This is a genomic window from Moraxella sp. CTOTU46934 (assembly GCF_031979465.1).
Taxonomy (GTDB): domain Bacteria; phylum Pseudomonadota; class Gammaproteobacteria; order Pseudomonadales; family Moraxellaceae; genus Faucicola; species Faucicola tetraodonis.
Map to the genome: position 1 here is coordinate 157,083 of NZ_DALZEG010000003.1, position 18,588 is coordinate 175,670.

Consider the following 18,588-nt stretch of genomic DNA (forward strand, 5'->3'; position numbering starts at 1 on the left):
TTCCTACAAGTTTTTTAATTGTCAGCATTGTCAGCTAGGGCAACCAATTTACCGATTTGTCGGTCGATTAACGCATAAAAGGCGGCTGATAATTCGGCTTCTACCGGTAACACCCAGATGTTTGTTACAATATCATTTTTCTCATGACCTTGGGCGAACAAAACACGCAATTTGACCGCATCCTTATCGGTGACGATAATCGGTAACTTTGGCAAGTTGGCAAAATCTTGAAAACTATAAGTGTGATGGTCATTCAATGGCATCGGTATGATGTCAAACCCTATTTGGCTTAGGCTATTAAAAAAACGCTGCGGCAATCCAATCCCTGTCATGGCAATCACTTGTTGGGCAGGTAAGCTATTTTGCAAAGGTGTTTTAAATAAAGGTGTTTTAAATAAAGGTTCTAATGGTTTTTGTAGCAAACGCATACGAACATCGGGTGATATGCTATGATTATTTTTGCTTAGGCTATTTGAGAAATGGGTTAAAGCCTGCGCATCCTGCCAATCACTTTGGTGAAATATGACAGTGGTATTGGGCTGATACAGGCGTTTAATCGGTTCGCGCAGAAAGCCTGTGGGCAATAGCTGGCGGTTACCAAAGCCGCGATCGGCATCGACGACAATCCAGTTTTCATCTCTATCCAAGGCAAAATGTTGCAGTCCATCATCCGCCAAAATAAGTTGAATGCTTGGGAATTGCTCAAGCAATAACTCAATTGCCTGACCACGGTTGGGACAGACTGCCATTGGCACACCTGTACGCTGTACAATCAGACACGGCTCATCACCAACGTCACTGGGCTTTGAATTCGCTGTCACGATACAAGGCATCAGCTTGGCTTGTCCGCCATAGCCACGACTGATGACGCCGACCGTCAGCCCTTTTTGCTGCAGGTAAGTTACCACCGCAATGATTAGCGGTGTCTTACCGCTACCGCCAACCGTGATATTGCCCATTACAATGACGGGCACGTTGGGATAATAAACGGGTTTTAGCCCTAATCGATAAATAGTTTTATTGAGCCAAAAAACCAATCCATACAACCAAGACACGGGCAATAACACCCATAGCCAGAGGGATTTGTTGCGCCACGCCTGTAGTAGAGTTTGTTGCATTAGCTTGACAATATGTCCTCTTCAAAATGACGCTCATACAACTTGGCATACGTACCTTGCGCGGCTAGCAAACTGTCGTGAGTACCGACTTCAATAATTTCACCTTTATCCATGACCACGATTTTATCGGCATTTTGGATGGTCGTTAATCGGTGCGCGATAACGATGGTAGTTCTGCCATGCATGACGCGCTCCAGCGCTTTTTGGATATAAAATTCTGATTCATTATCTAGCGCGCTGGTGGCTTCATCTAAAATCAAGATAGGCGCATCTTTTAGCAGGGCGCGTGCAATGGATAAGCGTTGGCGTTGTCCGCCAGATAACTGCAGACCCTGTGAGCCAATCTTTGATTGGTAACCCTGCGGCAACTGCATGATAAAATCGTGCGCAAAGGCTGATTTTGCAGCATCAATCACTTGCTCCGAGGTTCGGTTAGATAATTCTCCATAGGCGATATTGTTATAGATAGAGGTATCAAACAGTACCACTTGTTGGTTGACACTGGCAATCTGACTACGCAGTGAATGTAATGTCAAATCTTCGATAGCGACATCGTCAAGATAAATATTGCCCTTTGTGGGTTCTAGCGCGCGCATCAGACAGTTGACTAGCGTGGTTTTACCTGCGCCACTTCTACCGATTAACGCCACGGTTTCGCCGGGATTGACCACCAAATTTACGTTGTTGAGCGCTTGTTTGCCATCCTCAAAAGTGACGCTTAGGTCGTTAAGTACTATTTTACCACTCAGAGTTTTTTCAACCTTGCCTGTGTCTTTTTCTTCGGCTTCATCGAGCATCTCAAATATAGAATCCGCCGCCGCCAAACCCTTTTGCAAGCCTTGGTTGATATCGGTCAACGAGCGCACGGGTTTGCTCAGTAGCCCTGCCGCACTGATATAAGCGATAAACTCGCCTGCGGTGGTATCACCTAATACGTTCGGTCTTAATGCAATCCATACCACCACCGCCATCGCACACGCCATCAATAATTGAATTAATGGGGTATTGATGCTATTGGTCACCACCACCTTTAGGCCTTGTTTAAGATTGGTTAAAGAAGCGTTGTTAAACCGCGTCAGCTCATTTTGCTGACCGCCATAATTTTTGACCACTTGGTAGCCTGTGATGACTTCATTGGTAATATGACTGACCTCGCCCATGGATTTTTGAATACCGCGCGACAGCTTGCGAAAGCGTTTACTGGCTTTACCGACTAACAATAAAATCGGCGGCAATACCACAAACAACGACAGGCTTAATTTCCAATTACTGTAAAGCAAAAACGCCAACAACCCAATCACGGTCAGACCATCGCGTAACAAGGTTTTGAGCGTATCAGTACCCGCCGCAGTCACTTGCTCGACATCAAAGATTAATTTTGCAGAAATCTGACCGGCATTGTGGTTAAGATAAAATTGGCTAGGTAATCTGAGCAATTTTGAAAACACTTGCATACGCAGCTGATAGACGACATTGCGTGAAATCACTGCGCTAAAGTAATTACCCAAAAATGAGCTAAGTCCTCGCAGTACAAACAACAATACGATTAAGGCTGGAAAAAGATTGATATGCGCTTGATCACGTTCATTAATCGCATCAATAATGAATTTGACTAGCTTGGCAATGCCTACTTCGGTGCCTGCATTTAAGGTAAAGCCAATGACGACTAGCGTCATCGCCCACCAATACGGCTTGAGATAACCTAGCAATCTTCGATAGGTCTGCCAACGTGGGTGAGCATTGGAAGGTTTTGAAACGGTCATGGCATCTCAATATATAAAAGAACGACTTAACAGCTATTGTATCAGTAAATTGAACCATAAAAATTATTTGACATCTGGCGCTGGGGCAATATTACTATCGAGCGAAGTGACAGGTATCACAGTACTGATATTTAAATTCATAAAGCCCATTTTACCCGCTATATCCATCACTTTAACCACCGATTGGTGACTGGTATCGGCATCGGCGGAGATAACAAATAGCTGCTTTCGGTCTTCACCCGCTTCTTGACGGATCATTGCCGTCAACTCAGCTTCGCCATTGCCAGATAAAGCAATGCCATTGACCAAATAGCTACCATCTTTTTGCACCGCGATTTCAATGCGTTTGCTTTTCTCAGTAATCGGCACGCCCTCTGCTTGCGGCAAAATGATATTGAGTTTGCTAAAATGGTTAAAGGTGGTCGACAGCAGTAGAAAAACAATCAAAAACAGCAAGCAATCAATCATTGGGGTAAGATTGATTTCTAAAGGTTCGACCGTGGGTTTACGAAATCGCATGGGTTGACTCTTTTACGCAGCTATACGCCCTTAACGAGGCGTGATTAGACCATTGTCCAGTAGTTCTTGCATCATCAAACCCGCTTCTTGTTCAAACGCGGCATTGATATCAATGATACGGCGCTGAAAAATACGGTACGCCATCACCGCAGGTATCGCGACCAGCATACCCCCTGCTGTGGTAATCAGCGCTTGTGATACGCCAGCTGCCAGCATGGTCGGATCTTACATTGCGCCTTCGGTAATCGCTAAGAAGGATGAAATAATCCCCAGTACAGTACCTAGAAGACCCAACAATGGGGCGATAGCACCGATGGTACCCAGCATATTGATATGTTTTTCTAATTGGTGGATGGTGATACTGGCTCGGTTTTCCATATGCATGGTCATTGAATCAATCCCATGCTGGCGATTCATGAGTCCAGAAGCGAGGATATCACCCAAAGGCGAATTGAGTTTGACATTCTCAAGCGATTCACGATCAATGTCGCCCTGCTCAATCAAATGCTGCATCAATTGTTCACGCAGATGAGCGGGTGTCACTGTACTGGCTTTAAGTTTTATCGCGCGCTCAATGATGATAATTAACATCAAAATCGAACATAGGACAATGGGCCACATCAACCAACCGCCTGCTTTAACTAATTCCCACATCGGTTATACTGCCTTTGCATGTCAATGACTAATAAATTGAGAAAACTAATCTAATGCGCAAGATTAATGCTCAAGTTGCGACTGAAACTGCACAATCAAAGCTTGTAATTCCTCTTCATTGTGAAAAAATATCTCAATACTCCCCTTTCCTTTTGAAGAGCCTTTGATTTTTACCACGGCACCGAGTTGTTCAGAGAGGTGTTGGTTCAGTCGCAGCCTATCATAATCAATTTCTTGGCTTTGTGTCGGCGCTTTTGGATTTAAAATGTCTTTGACTAAGGCTTCAGTCTGACGGACGGTCAGTTGACCTTGTATAATTTTTTTGGCAATAACAGGCTGCTGTTTGGGCGACAGCGCCAATAATGCCCTGGCATGCCCCATATCCATTTGCCCTTCATTTAACGCTTGTTTGACATCGTCATGTAATTGGTTCAAACGCAACAAATTAGAAACCGTTGTTCTTGCCTTACCGACCACATCCGCAATTTGCGAATGACTCATGCCAAATTCATCATGAAAACGCTGCAATGCGGCAGCCTGTTCCATGACGCTCAAATCTTCCCGTTGTATATTTTCAATCAATGCCAAAGCGATGGCCAAGTCATCTGACATTGGGCGCATGATGGCGGGTATATGGGTTAAACCTGCAATTTGCGCCGCACGCCAGCGACGTTCACCCGCGATAATTTCATGGGTAATCGGGGAATTGGGCAATACTTTGGCTAAGGGTCGAATCACAATAGGCTGCATCACGCCATGTTGCTTGATAGACGTTGCCAGCTCTTGCAAGGCATCTTCGTCCAAATCAAGGCGCGGCTGATACTTGCCACGCTGCAAATACGCGACGTTGATATGCATCAAATTTAACCCAGCCACATTACTACTATCATTACTATTATTATTGGCATCGTTATTTATGGGTGTGTTATCGGTATTTGACGTTACTGTTTTGGCGGGTTTTGGGGTGAGTGGTTTGGGGGTTACCGCAGCTGTAGGCGATTTTTTGGCTACAGCTATAGTGTCGCTAGCTTCGGCTGATTCATCATCCGCGACATTTTGCCCATCATCGCTCGATTTGGCATTTAGTTTTTCAGCGCTTTTCGCGTCATCGACAGCGGCTCGAACACTCGCATCGATTAGATTACCGGTAATCAATTTTTCTGTTTTGATTGAGCCGAGTAACGCATCAAGTCCTCGATTTGATGCCAATCCACGCTTTTTAACCATGTCGAAATTCCCAATGCCATTAAATAGTTAAAAATGACTGATAAAAAATTAAACCAATGCCGCCATTTTTGAACTGGCTATTTTAGCAGATTCGCCATAGCTTGAAAAATAGTTTCATTGCTTTTGTCGGTGCGCACTTGCCAACAAATTAACAAAGAAAGTGCCTAAACAGTTTAATTTAGGTAAGTTGGAATTGGCGACTTTGCTTGATAATTTCATTGGCAAGGCGAATATACGCTTGTGAGCCTTTTGAATTCATCTCATAATCAAGCGCAGGGATGCCGTGCGCCGGTGCTTCTGCTAGACGAATATTACGGGGAATAATGGTATTAAATAAAATCGGACCAAAATGCTCAATCAATTCCATAGAGACATCATTTGCCAAGGTATTGCGCGGATCAAACATGGTTCTTAGCACACCGCGGATATGCAAGTTTGGGTTTAGCGACTTCAAACGCTCAATGGTTTGCGATAAATCCGCCAATCCTTCCAATGCAAAATATTCACATTGCATCGGGATAATCACCCCTGATGTGGCACACATTGCATTGATGGTAAGTAAACTTAAACTCGGGGCGCAGTCAATCACGATAAAATCATACGGCTTAGTCGCGCGGCCGTTTTTGGCAGGCATATCAGCGAGCTGCTGCATGGCTTTTGACAAAATTGCATGGTTTTCAGGCTTTTGACTTAAATGCAAATCACTGCCTGACAATTCATTGTTGGCACCGACAATATCAAACCCATTTGCGGTTTTGACAATCGCCTCATGGATTGGCAAATCATCTAACAGCACATCAGCAATACTGTACTCTAACTCGCGTTTATCCAGTCCTGATGCCGTGGTCGCATTGCCTTGGGCATCCAAATCAATCAGTAAAACTTTTTTGCGGCGATGTGCCAGTGCACTTGCCAAATTAACCGCGGTGGTGGTTTTGCCCACCCCACCTTTTTGATTAGCAATGGCTAAAATATCCATGAACTGTCTCGCAATGTGTTGATAAAAAGGTTGAAAATTGTAGTCAAAAACAGCCAGTTTTTCAAACCCTAATACCGGTAAAACTAGCTGAAATGGGATGTTTATCTTTGCAAATAAATCAAATGACGTGATTCATGCAACTGTGGTACGGTTAACACTTGGGTGTTAATTTGCCACTCATTTTGAAGGGCTTGAATCTCGTCAACAGGTTCAACCCCCTTCATGGCACAAATGATACCATTGTCTGCCAATTTGCTTTGACTATGGGTGACAAAATCTACTAGTGATGCAAACGCCCTTGAGGTAATTACTTGATAAGTACCTGCGTGCGTTTCGATACGACTGGCAACCGGTGTTAGATTTTTTAACCCCAATTCACTGCCGACCTGTTTGATAAAGCGAATTTTCTTTTGGTTACTATCAAGCGCTGTCACCGCACGTTGTGGCTGACAAATGGCCACCATCACTGCTGGCAAACCTGCACCCGTCCCAATATCTAGCAAATCACCGGCTGGCAAAAATGGCACAATCGATAAACTATCAAAGATATGTTTGATTAACGCTTGTTGGTCATCTTTGATAGCGGTCAAATTATAGGCTTTATTCCAAAATAACAGCTGCTGTAGATAGTACAGGAGCTGTAATTGCTGCTCATCCGATAGTGGCAACTTTAACTCAGATAGCGCTTTTTGCAACTGCGGTTGTAATTTTAGGTACTGGGGTTGTAGCTTTACATTTATCTGCGCCATTAAAACACCCGATTAAGACCATTGAGTGCAGCAACGCGATAGGCTTCTGCCATCGTTGGGTAGTTAAAGGTAGTATTGACAAAGTATTCTAGCGTATTGCTACCCTTACTTTCCATCACTGCTTGTCCGATATGAATAATCTCAGAGGCGTGATTGCCATAGCAATGGATACCCAAAACCTCTAAGGTTTCACGGTGGAACAGTATTTTTAACACCCCACTACGCTCACCGATGATTTGTGCGCGGGCAAGGTGTTTGAAGAAAGCTTGACCGACTTCATACGGCACTTTTTCGGCGGTTAATTCTTGTTCGTTTTTACCAATACTTGAAATTTCAGGAATGGTATAAATACCCGTTGGCACACTGCGAACAGGTTGTGCGTTTTCATCGCCCACCATATAGGCAGCGGCGCAGCGTCCTTGGTCATAAGCTGCCGATGCAAGCGATGGCCAGCCAATCACATCCCCTGCTGCGTAAATATTTGGGATATCGGTTTGGTAATGTTCATTGACTTTAAGTTGACCACGGCTGTTTGCGGTGAGTCCGATGGCGGCAAGGTTGAGACTGTCGGTATTACCTGAGCGACCGTTTGACCATAAAATAGCATCTGATTTGATGCGTTTACCACTTTTTAGATATAAAATCACGCAGTCATCATAAGTTTCTAGCCGTTCAATTTCTTCTTTGTTACGAATCAACACGCCAAATTGTCTAAAGTCATGCGATAATGCGTCAGAAATCTCATCATCTAGATAGCTAAGCAACTGCTCTTGGGTATTAATCAAATCTACTTTATAGCCAAGACCAGTAAAAATAGACGCATACTCACAGCCAATCACGCCTGCACCATAAATAATAATGCGCTGTACCACATAATCCATTTGTAGGATTTTATCAGAATCAAACACGCGAGGATGGCTAAAATCTAACAAATCTGGGCGATAAGGACGGCTACCCACAGTAATAATGGCTTGTTCAAAGGTAATGTCCTGCTCGGTACCATCACTCATATCAATATGAATGGTATGGGTATCTTTAAAACTTGCCCAACCATTGATTAAGTCAATTTGATTGCGCTCATAAAAACGGGTATGCGTTTCTACCTGATTACGCACCACTTCGCGCGCTTTGGTTAATACTTTATTGAGTGGAATTTGGTGATAGTCAATGCCTTGGTTTAAGATAGGATCGCGGCGATTACCGATAATATTAAACACTGACTGACGCAATGCTTTACTTGGAATCGTGCCTACGTGCGTACAGTTGCCCCCCACTTGTTTGCGTGGATCAATCACGGCAACTTTTTGCCCAGATTTGGCGATTTTCATCGCTGCTGCTTCACCCGCGGGTCCTGCGCCAATCACGACAGCATCATAATCATAGGCATGGCTAACGGCATCTTGACGTTTATAACGCTTTAAATTGATGCGGGTGTTATCTAGCGGGCTAATTAAATCAAAATGCACCGATGCATCATCAAAATGTTTTACCTTATCATCGTCTTCACTGATGCTGACGGTATTGGCTTTTTTATCAGAATCCGAAATTTCAGTTTTGGTTGGTTTTGCCAAAATTTCGGTAATATTTTCTTGGAGTTCAATAATTGACTGCGTATTGGCATCACAGATGTTTTCATTGTCATTGTTTGTAGGGGGAATTTGAGTGACTTTGTCATTAATCCGTTTTTTTGGCATATTAGCTCCCATATTTTAAGCCTTGATAATGAATAAAAAAGATAATGAATAAAAAATTTTTAAATTGAATATAAAATACAATAAATCAACCGTATATTAAGAGATTACATTAACCAATTCGACGTTTTAACCCCGTCATTTGTAAAATACGCGTCGCGATTTCTTCAATCGACATCGTGGATACATCAATATTTGGAATCCCTTGAGAAATATAAATACCTTGAATGGCGCGCAATTCCTGCTGGCATTGCTGGTAACTTGCATAGCGGCTACCTGCACGGCGCTCGTTACGAATTTTTACCAGTCGATCGGTGTCAATCACCAAACCAAACAGTTTGTCACGGTAGGGCTTCAACGCTTTGGGCAACGAATTTTCATATAAATCATCTTCAGTCAACGGATAATTCGCCGCACGAATACCGAATTGCAACGCTAGGTATAAAGAGGTGGGCGTTTTGCCCGAACGCGACACCCCAATCAAAATAATATCTGCCGCATCATAATGGGTGGTACGCGCGCCATCATCATTATCTAAAGCAAAATGCACCGCATCAATACGTGATTTATAGTTCTCAGAATCGACATCCCCATGCGCATGACCGGTATGCGGTGCAGGTTGTACTTTGATTTCATCGGCAATTTTACTAATTAAGCCTTCATAAATATCCAAGTTAAAGGCATCTGCACCGTTGATTCGCTCACGAATCACAGGGTCAACGATTGTATCAAAGACTAGCGGCTTTACCCCATCACGTTGGTGGGCAAGATTGATTTGATTGACCGCTTCATCGGCGCGATCAAGGGTATCAACATAAGGAATAACCCGAGTCTCAAATGGTACCGTGGGAAATTGGCTTAAAATAGAACGACCTAGGGTTTCAGACGTAATCGCGGTACCATCGGAGATAAAAAACACACTTCGCAACGACTGCGAATTTGCAAAATTTAAGGCGTCTTTATTTTGAATCGTGGCTTTGATTTGCTCAATGGTCATGAAAAATTATCCAAAAAAATGACAAGCAGCGTCCATACTAATTTAAATTAATACTGGTTTAAACTCATACTGATGGTCAACCTCACACATTAACTGCGTTTTTGGCAGTGAATGTCCTCTATTAATGTCGTTATCAGTGCCGACACTATCGTTTGTCTTACAGGTCGAGAGTTTGTTATTATACGTGACTTGTAGGCTTTAATCTAACAAATCGATGCTTAATTTGCCTTAATTAGCCATCAGTTATTGTCATTGAAGGCTTATCTACGTTTTTTCTCCCCTTAAACTCAAAGATATCCCAGCAAAATTTTAGTTGAATTGTTGATCGCTGACAGTTTTTTTAAAATTATAAATTTTTTGCTAGAAAATCATTTTTTAAGATGAATTTTCTACGAAATACCGTTATAATCTTTTCAAAATAATCTTTATTTCACGGAGTTATCACCTTGAACGCACAAGTTATCTCACTCGACAAGTTAGGCAAAAACGACATTGACAAAGTAGGCGGTAAAAACGCTTCATTAGGTGAAATGATTAGTCACCTAACAGATTTAGGGGTAAGCGTACCAGGTGGTTTTGCAACAACGTCTGAAGCTTTTAACAAATTCTTAATCGGTACAGGTCTTCAAGACAAAATCAAAGACGCGCTTCAAGGTCTGGATGTGGATGATGTGGCGGCTTTAACTGCCACGGGCAAAAAAATCCGCGACATGATTATTGAGCAAGAGTTGCCTAAAGATTTGGAACAAGAAATCCGTGATGCTTTTGCCGAGATGAGCCAAGGCGAGGACATCGCTGTTGCGGTTCGTTCATCAGCGACTGCTGAGGATTTACCAGACGCCTCATTTGCTGGTCAACAAGAAACTTTCCTCAATATCCGTGGTATTGACAATATCTTGATTGCTATTAAAGAAGTCTTTGCTTCTTTATACAATGACCGCGCCATCGCTTACCGCGTTCACAAAGGTTTTGAGCACGCAGGTGTTGCCTTATCAGCTGGCGTACAACGCATGGTACGTTCAGAGACAGGCACTTCAGGTGTGATGTTCACCATTGATACCGAAAGTGGTTTTAATGACGTGGTATTTATCACCGCAAGCTATGGCTTGGGTGAAATGGTCGTGCAAGGTGCGGTGAACCCTGACGAATTCTACATTTCAAAAGCCTTGTTAAATGCCGGCAAACCTGCGGTAATTCGTCGTAACCTCGGCAGCAAACAACAAAAAATGGTTTATGCGGACGAGCACTCAGCGGGCAAATCAGTCAAAATAGTCCCAGTAGACAAAGCAGAACGCAACCAATTTTCACTGAGCAATGAAGAATTGGTTGAACTTGCCAAACAAGCGTTAATCATCGAAAAACATTATGGTCATGCGATGGATATCGAATGGGCAAAAGATGGTGACAGTGGCAAATTATTCATTGTGCAAGCACGCCCAGAGACAGTAAAAAGCCGTGAAAGCCAAAATGTCATGGAGCGTTACATCCTTAAAGAAAAAGGCGATGTCATCTGTGAAGGTCGTTCAATTGGTCAACGTATCGGCGCAGGTACTGTACGCGTGGTCAACTCAATCCATGAAATGGATAAAGTACAAGAAGGTGACGTCCTTGTGTCTGATATGACTGACCCAGACTGGGAACCCGTCATGAAACGTGCCGCTGCTATCATCACTAACCGTGGTGGTCGTACCTGCCACGCGGCAATTATCGCGCGTGAATTGGGCGTCCCTGCCATCGTGGGTTGTGGTAACGCCACTGACCTATTGACCGATGGTCAAGCAGTCACTGTATCTTGTGCAGAAGGTGATACCGGTTATATCTACGAAGGTCAATTGGACTTTGAAATCCAAAACAACTCAATTGAGTCAATGCCAGACTTGGCATTTAAAATTATGATGAACGTCGGTAACCCTGACCGCGCCTTTGGATTTGCCCAAATCCCTAATGAAGGGGTGGGTCTAGCACGGTTAGAATTCATCATCAACCGTATGATTGGCGTGCATCCAAAGGCACTGCTTAACATGAACACCCTACCACGCGAAATCGTACAAGCGATTCAAGAGCGTATGGCAGGTTATGCTTCACCGGTTGACTTCTACGTTGATAAATTGGTTGAAGGTATTTCAACCCTAGCGGTCGCATTTAAAGATAAGAAAGTTATCGTACGTATGTCTGACTTTAAATCGAATGAATATGCAAACTTAATCGGCGGTAAACTATACGAACCATCTGAAGAAAACCCAATGCTCGGTTTCCGTGGTGCCAGCCGTTATGTGTCAGAAAATTTCCGTGACTGCTTTGAATTAGAATGTCGTGCATTAAAACGTGTTCGTGATGAAATGGGCTTAACCAACGTTGAGATTATGATTCCATTCGTACGTACCACAGAAGAAGCACGTAAAGTACTAGAACTGCTTGAGAAAAATGGTCTTAAACGTGGTGAAAACGGTTTACGCGTCATCATGATGTGTGAGTTGCCAACCAATGCCTTGTTAGCAGAAGAGTTTTTACAATACTTCGATGGTTTCTCAATCGGCTCAAACGATTTAACCCAGTTAACGCTTGGTCTTGACCGTGATTCGGGTATCGTATCTCAATCATTTGATGAACGTGACCCAGCGGTTAAAAAACTACTGAAAATGGCTATCGATGCCTGTAACGCACAAGGCAAGTATATCGGTATCTGTGGACAAGGCCCTTCTGACCATCCAGACCTAGCGATGTGGTTAATGGAACAAGGTATTACTTCTGTTTCATTGAATCCGGATTCGGTGTTAGACACTTGGTTCTTCTTAGCAAAAACCGAAAAATAAGCTTGTTGGCATTCATAAAGCCCTTAGTTTTGACTAAGGGCTTTTTTTGGGCATTAAAAAACCCAGCATGCACATGACACGCTAGGTTTTTTTGCGCTGCAATTTATAACAACACGCGGCGTGGATCTGCTAGTAATTTTGCAATATATCGGGTAAATACCGCAGCGTCCGCACCATTAATCACACGGTGGTCATACGATAATGACAACGGTAGCATTAAACGTGGCTCAAACTCGCCTTTAGTCTCATTCCAACGTGGCTGAATGCTAGATTCACTCACGCCTAAAATCGCAACTTGTGGCCAATTGACCAGCGGCGTAAAGTAAGTACCGCCAAGATTGCCTTGACTTGAAATCGTAAATGACGCGCCGGTTAACTCTTTGGCAGATAGTTTTTTATCACGTGCTTTTTTGGCAAGTTCACCAATTTCAATCGCCAGTTGCTTGATGCCTTTTTGCTCTACACGTTGAATGACAGGGACCGTCAAACCATCCTCGGTTGCGACGGCAAAGCCTAAATTCACAGATTTACGGATGATAATTTGGGTATTGTCATCGCTTAAATGGCTGTTAAATTTTGGATGTTGCATCAGCGCGTAAGCAGTTACTTTCATGATGAAAGCCAGAATAGTTAGACTCACCCCTTCTTTTTTCATCTCATCTTTTAGGTCACCACGCAATTTTTCAACATCGGTAATATCTGCCAAATCAAACTGGGTCACTTGTGGCAAATAGGTATTGTAATTAAGCTGCGGAATTGAGACTTTTTGTAGACGGGTCAAATCTTGGCGCTCAATTTCTCCCCAAATTTCCGTTTTACTCATATCGGGTAAATTAGGTAATCCTGAGCGAGCCGCTGTTGGCGCAGAGATATTATTTGCTGCTGCGGGCGTACTAACCGCTTTTATTGTATTTTTGACATAAGCAAACACGTCTTCTTTGACAATACGCCCATTAGCGCCCGTGCCAGTCACCTCACTGACATCAACACCCAATTGGCGCGTAAGTTTGCGCACCGCAGGACCTGCATAAACCGCGGCGTTTTTGGCATTGATTTGCGCTTCAGACAGTTTTGACTGCGAACTTGACTGACTAGATGATGTACTGGCGCTATTAGTTGAAGTCGGCGCGGTATTTTGCGTTTTAGCGACTGCTTGCTGAGCAGTATTGGTGGTCGCTTGCGGCTGTGAAGCTGAACTTGACGCTGATTGCACTGACCCCACCAATTCAATCACAACAAAGTCTTGACCATTGGTGACGGTATCGCCAGCGTTAACCAGTAATTCAGCCACTTTACCGGCGACTGGTGAGGGGACTTCCACCGAGGCTTTATCAGATTCTACCAACAACAATGGTTGTTCGGCTGTGACTTCATCGCCTACTTTGACCATCCATTCACTAATCTGTGCCGACTCTACCCCAAGATCGGGCAAACCAAAGGTTTGCTTACCAGCGGGTGTGGGTGATTGCGCGACTGATACCGTTTGAGCAGGTGGTTCATTTTGGTTTGCGGCTGAATTGGCTTGACTGGCAGCTTGTTCTGATGAGTCACTGGCTAATGATGACTGTTGCGTAGCTGATTGGGAGGCCATCACGATAAAATCCTGACCATTAGCGACCGTATCACCTGTGTTGACTAAGAATTTGACAACCTTTCCACTGACAGGTGCCGGCACTTCGACCGATGCTTTATCCGACTCAACCAATACCAGCGGTTGTTCAGCAGTGACAGTATCGCCCTCTTTGACCAACCACTCACTAATTTCTGCGCTATCGACACCCAAATCTGGCAATGTATAGGTTGCTTCAGCTGATGTGGGCTGTGATTGATTTGGCGCAGCCATAGACGGCGCTTGCGATGAAGTCGCGTTAGCCTCTTTAGTTTCTTTAATTTCTTTAGCTTCGTTAGATTGGGCTGCTTGTTGGTCTGTCTGTTGCGCCGGCTGCTCTACAGGTGCAGTGTTGGATTGGCTATTGCCTGCAGTATCGATGGTGAGAATCACATCACCTTCTTTGACCTTATCGCCGATTTGAAGACTAATCGCTGTGATAGTCCCTGCTGATGTTGCAGGTACTTCCACAGAGGCTTTGTCAGACTCTAATAAGACAATGTTATCGTCCACATTGATGACATCGCCGACTTTGACCATAATTTCGCTGACTTCAGCGCTATCAACGCCTAAGTCGGGAACTTTGATTTCCATGGGTTTATCCTTAAATTTTTATTTTTACTAAGTGAGCAATCAGCCGCTAATACGTGGCTGATTACCTACTATTAATTTCTCTTATTCAGGTTTGTCGTTAAGAATTGGCGCATCGGCTTTATCTTCTGCTTTGCCGTCTGCTGAAATGGCTTCATCATCCTCTTCAACCAAGGTTGGTACAGGTTTTGGATGCGCGCCTAAAATTGCTGGGGCATCTGGGGAATGGTCGATTTGTACTTGAGGATACCAAGCAGGTGAAGCATCGGCATCAATACCTAAGCTACTAATCGCATCTTTGACCAAACGCGCATCAACTTCACCTTCATCTGCCAATAGTTTGAGCGTTGCCACCACAATATGGGCGGCATCCACTTTAAAGTAACTACGTAATTGGCGGCGACTATCCGAACGACCAAAACCATCGGTACCTAAGGTGGCATACGGTCGACTGTCTGGTAGGTAGGCGCGGATTTGTTCAGAGAAAATGCGCATATAGTCGGTGGCGGCGACTACAATGCCTTCATGCTGCGCAAGTTGTTCAGTAACCCAAGGCGTACGCTGTTCATCTAGTGGGTGCAAACGATTGTACTCATCACATGCCATGCCTTCACGGGTGAGTTCATTAAAGCTTGTGACACTCCACACGTTGGCATTGATGTTGAATTCTTCAGCGAGAATTTGTGCGGCTTTTTCAACCTCACGTAAAATCACGCCCGAACCCAGCAATTGCACTTGTTTTGAACCATTATCTTTGAGCAAGTACATGCCTTTTTTGATGCCTTCTTCGACCCCTGTTGGCATGGCTGGTTGCTCATAGTTTTCATTCATTAAGGTGATATAATAGAAAACTCGTTCGCCTTCACCATACATACGGCGCAGACCATCTTGTACAATCACCGCTAGCTCATAACCATAACATGGGTCATAAGTGACACAGTTTGGCACCGTATTAAATAAAATCAACTGATGACCATCTTGGTGCTGTAAGCCTTCGCCATTGAGTGTGGTACGACCTGCAGTACCGCCAAGCAAGAACCCTTGCGCCTGCATATCGCCTGCGGCCCAAACTAAATCACCGACGCGTTGGAAACCAAACATGGAGTAATAGATATAAAAAGGAATCATCGGTAACGCATTGGTTGAATAACTGGTCGCTAACGCAATCCAAGTACTCATCGCACCCGCTTCATTAATGCCTTCTTCCAGCATGTGACCGTCTTTGGCTTCTTTATAACCCATCAAGGCTTCATGGTCTTCAGGGGTATAATTTTGGCCCGAGGCCGAGTAGATACCCAATTGGCGGAACATACCTTCAAGACCAAAAGTACGGGCTTCATCAGGCACAATCGGCACCACACGCTCTTGCAGCGCTTTATTTTTTAGCAGTGCCGCTAGCAAGCGTACAAATACCATGGTGGTAGATTGTTCTTTGCCTGCACTACCTTGTAGTAATTTGTCAAAAATCTCCAATCCTGGTACATCCAGTGGAATATGACCACTACGGCGATTGGGCAAATGTCCGCCCAGTGCTTGACGGCGACCTTTCAGATATTGGATTTCAGCAGAATTTTCATCAGGACGATAAAACGGCAATTCTTCAAGCTGAGTATCGGTAAATGGCAAATCAAAACGATCACGGAAGTATTTTAATGAGTCAATTTCGAGTTTTTTGATTTGGTGGGTTTTGTTGACCGCTTGGCTTTGGTTAGATAAGCCATAACCTTTGACGGTTTTAACCAAAATCACTGTCGGCTGACCTTTGGCTTTCATGGCTTCACTAAATGCGGCATACACCTTCATCGGGTCGTGACCACCACGGTCTAAATTTTGGATTTCTTGGTCAGTCCAATCTTTGACCATCTCAGCAAGTTCTGGGTATTTACCAAAGAAATAATCACGGACAAATTTACCATCACGCGCTTTATACACTTGGTATTCACCATCGAGGGTCTCAAGCATACGGTGTTTGAGCGCGCCTGTATGGTCTTTATCTAGAAGCGTATCCCATTTACCACCCCAAATGACTTTAATTACCCGCCAGCCTGCACCGCGAAACACAGATTCAAGCTCTTGGATGATTTTACCGTTACCACGTACCGGACCATCTAGACGCTGTAAGTTACAGTTAATCACCCAAATCAGATTTTCTAGGTTCTCGCGACCGGCTAGTGAGATAGCACCTAAGCTCTCTGGCTCATCGGTTTCACCATCGCCCAAGAATGCCCAAATCTTGCGACCTTCTTTTGGAATCAAGCCACGATTTTCAAGATATTGGTGCACATGCGCATGATAAATTGACATAATGGGGCCTAAACCCATCGAAACGGTTGGGAACTGCCAATAGTCAGGCATCAAATAAGGGTGTGGGTAGCTAGATAGCCCCTTGCCGCCTACTTCACGGCGAAAATTCGTCAGCTGCTCTTCAGTCAATCGACCTTCTAAAAATGAGCGAGCATACATCCCTGGCGAACCGTGACCTTGATAATAAATCATATCACCGCCAAAGCTTTCACTCGCTGCGCGCCAAAAATGGTTAAAACCTGTTTCGTATAACGTTGCGCTTGAGGCAAACGTCGCTAAATGACCGCCTAAGTCGTCGTCATTTTTGTTGGCACGCATCACCATCGCCACCGCATTGTAACGAATGATAGCGCGAATTTTACGCTCTAGGGTTAAATCACCGGGATACGAGGGTTGATCTTCTACAGGAATAGTGTTGATATAAGCGGTGTCAAGGCGATTAACGCGTAACCCTTCTTGTACCGCCTTATCATAGATGGCTTTTAGTAAAAAAGTGGCACGTTTTTTTCCCACTGACTTGATCACCGAATCAAAGGCGTCAAGCCATTCTTGGGTTTCTTGACTATCAGGGTCTTTAAAATACTGATATTGCATTTTTCGTTCCTTCTGGCAATGGCATCCATCCATGGAAATAACCTAGAATGGAGCTAGGTTGTAAACGACTCAAAGTATTCAACTATTACACACAAAACATTGTTATAAATAGCGATAGCAATATTTTACATGAAAACAATATTTATGTATTTTCGCTAATTTTTAATAGGTATTTAGCTATGAAATAAAGGTGAAAAAAACAACTGTTTTTTCTGACCGCCTAGTAAATTTATCGACAAGGTAAAGCAATAAAAGCGTTAAGTCGCTTGACAGTCAACCATCAACACTTATCAACCGCTTTATGATAAGCTGGGCGAGCTTGGCATTTTTTTAGCCAATTGTGAATATTGGCGTATTTTGCCTCTAAACTATGGGTTTCATGCATGGCGTTTATGGCAAATTCAAGCTGTATATCAGCGCCGCTAAATTGGTTGCCAGCCAGCCATTCATTATTTCCCAAATGCTTATCTAGCATTTTGAGCTGTTCGGTTAATGAATGATTCAGGTAAGATTTGTCTATCCCCGATTTGAGTAATTTTGCCACTTGTTTGATACCTATCGGTGATTTTTCTATCATGGTAGCAAATATTAGTCGGATAATAAGCAAGGGCATCAACGAGCTTTCGGTAAAATGCAGCCAATATCGATACTGCTCATACGCCTCACTGCCATAATCTGGGCGAAATTTTTTATTCACCACCAGTTGTGAGATTGGCTGTGCATCTTGCTGGTCGGTTGGATGGTCATAGTTGTCAATCAAATACTCAATGATATTGGCTGATTCAATCAGCGTTTTTCCATTATCTTGCAGGATAGGTGCCTTACCCATCGGGTGAATTTTTTGCAAAGACTTGGGCGCCAAACCATGATGGCGCTCGTACTTAGTCAACTGATAAGGCAGTTCTAATTCCTCTAATAGCCAAAGAATTCGGAATGAACGTGATTTTTCAAGGTGATGTAGATGCAGTTTTGACATGGGT

Annotated in this window: 12 protein-coding genes and 1 pseudogene; 1 reads left to right on the forward strand and 12 read right to left on the reverse strand. The window is 43.8% G+C overall.

The genetic code is table 11. From position 1 onward, the window contains the following. Window positions 1-14: 14 nt before the first annotated feature. The 9 genes and pseudogenes from lpxK to ppsR form a co-directional block, all read right to left on the reverse strand. Complete coding sequence (gene lpxK, locus RTN07_RS04405) at window positions 15-1,118, reverse strand: tetraacyldisaccharide 4'-kinase (RefSeq protein WP_312176098.1); 1,104 nt, start codon at window positions 1,116-1,118, stop codon at window positions 15-17. After that, window positions 1,118-2,881: a lipid A export permease/ATP-binding protein MsbA gene (msbA, locus tag RTN07_RS04410; RefSeq protein ID WP_312176100.1), complete on the reverse strand. Its 1,764-nt coding sequence runs from the start codon at window positions 2,879-2,881 to the stop codon at window positions 1,118-1,120. Before msbA ends, lpxK begins: the two co-directional genes overlap by 1 nt. Window positions 2,882-2,944: 63 nt before the next feature. Beyond that, the gene (locus RTN07_RS04415; RefSeq protein WP_007116636.1) at window positions 2,945-3,400 is read right to left on the reverse strand and encodes an ExbD/TolR family protein; all 456 of its coding nucleotides are present in this window, start codon (window positions 3,398-3,400) and stop codon (window positions 2,945-2,947) included. Window positions 3,401-3,430: 30 nt separating this feature from the next. Then, window positions 3,431-4,054, reverse strand: a pseudogene (locus RTN07_RS04420) (MotA/TolQ/ExbB proton channel family protein). Window positions 4,055-4,117: 63 nt separating this feature from the next. Beyond that, on the reverse strand, window positions 4,118-5,281 hold the full coding sequence (locus RTN07_RS04425) for a ParB/RepB/Spo0J family partition protein (protein ID WP_007116638.1): 1,164 nt from the start codon (window positions 5,279-5,281) through the stop codon (window positions 4,118-4,120). A gap of 178 nt (window positions 5,282-5,459) precedes the next feature. Then, on the reverse strand, window positions 5,460-6,260 hold the full coding sequence (locus tag RTN07_RS04430; RefSeq protein ID WP_007116639.1) for a ParA family protein: 801 nt from the start codon (window positions 6,258-6,260) through the stop codon (window positions 5,460-5,462). A 101-nt stretch (window positions 6,261-6,361) separates the two neighbouring features. After that, window positions 6,362-7,009, reverse strand: a complete 648-nt coding sequence (gene rsmG, locus RTN07_RS04435) for a 16S rRNA (guanine(527)-N(7))-methyltransferase RsmG (RefSeq protein ID WP_312176104.1) — start codon at window positions 7,007-7,009, stop codon at window positions 6,362-6,364. Then, the gene (sthA, locus tag RTN07_RS04440) at window positions 7,009-8,703 is read right to left on the reverse strand and encodes a Si-specific NAD(P)(+) transhydrogenase (RefSeq protein WP_312176106.1); all 1,695 of its coding nucleotides are present in this window, start codon (window positions 8,701-8,703) and stop codon (window positions 7,009-7,011) included. Before sthA ends, rsmG begins: the two co-directional genes overlap by 1 nt. A 109-nt stretch (window positions 8,704-8,812) precedes the next feature. Beyond that, window positions 8,813-9,697 (reverse strand): posphoenolpyruvate synthetase regulatory kinase/phosphorylase PpsR, encoded by an 885-nt coding sequence (ppsR, locus tag RTN07_RS04445; protein ID WP_007116642.1) that lies wholly within the window; start codon window positions 9,695-9,697, stop codon window positions 8,813-8,815. A gap of 446 nt (window positions 9,698-10,143) precedes the next feature. On the opposite strand from ppsR, the gene ppsA reads away from it, so the two are divergent. Then, the gene (ppsA, locus tag RTN07_RS04450) at window positions 10,144-12,510 is read left to right on the forward strand and encodes a phosphoenolpyruvate synthase (RefSeq protein WP_007116643.1); all 2,367 of its coding nucleotides are present in this window, start codon (window positions 10,144-10,146) and stop codon (window positions 12,508-12,510) included. A gap of 103 nt (window positions 12,511-12,613) precedes the next feature. On the opposite strand, the gene RTN07_RS04455 is transcribed toward ppsA, so the two are convergent. The 3 genes from RTN07_RS04455 to RTN07_RS04465 form a co-directional block, all read right to left on the reverse strand. Continuing rightward, entirely contained in the window at window positions 12,614-14,713 is a 2,100-nt protein-coding gene (locus RTN07_RS04455) for a 2-oxo acid dehydrogenase subunit E2 (RefSeq protein WP_312176108.1), read from the reverse strand. Between the two features lie 81 nt (window positions 14,714-14,794). After that, entirely contained in the window at window positions 14,795-17,608 is a 2,814-nt protein-coding gene (gene aceE, locus RTN07_RS04460; protein ID WP_312176111.1) for a pyruvate dehydrogenase (acetyl-transferring), homodimeric type, read from the reverse strand. 280 nt (window positions 17,609-17,888) lie between these two features. Next, window positions 17,889-18,584: a glutathione S-transferase gene (locus tag RTN07_RS04465; RefSeq protein WP_312176114.1), complete on the reverse strand. Its 696-nt coding sequence runs from the start codon at window positions 18,582-18,584 to the stop codon at window positions 17,889-17,891. Window positions 18,585-18,588: the final 4 nt, after the last annotated feature.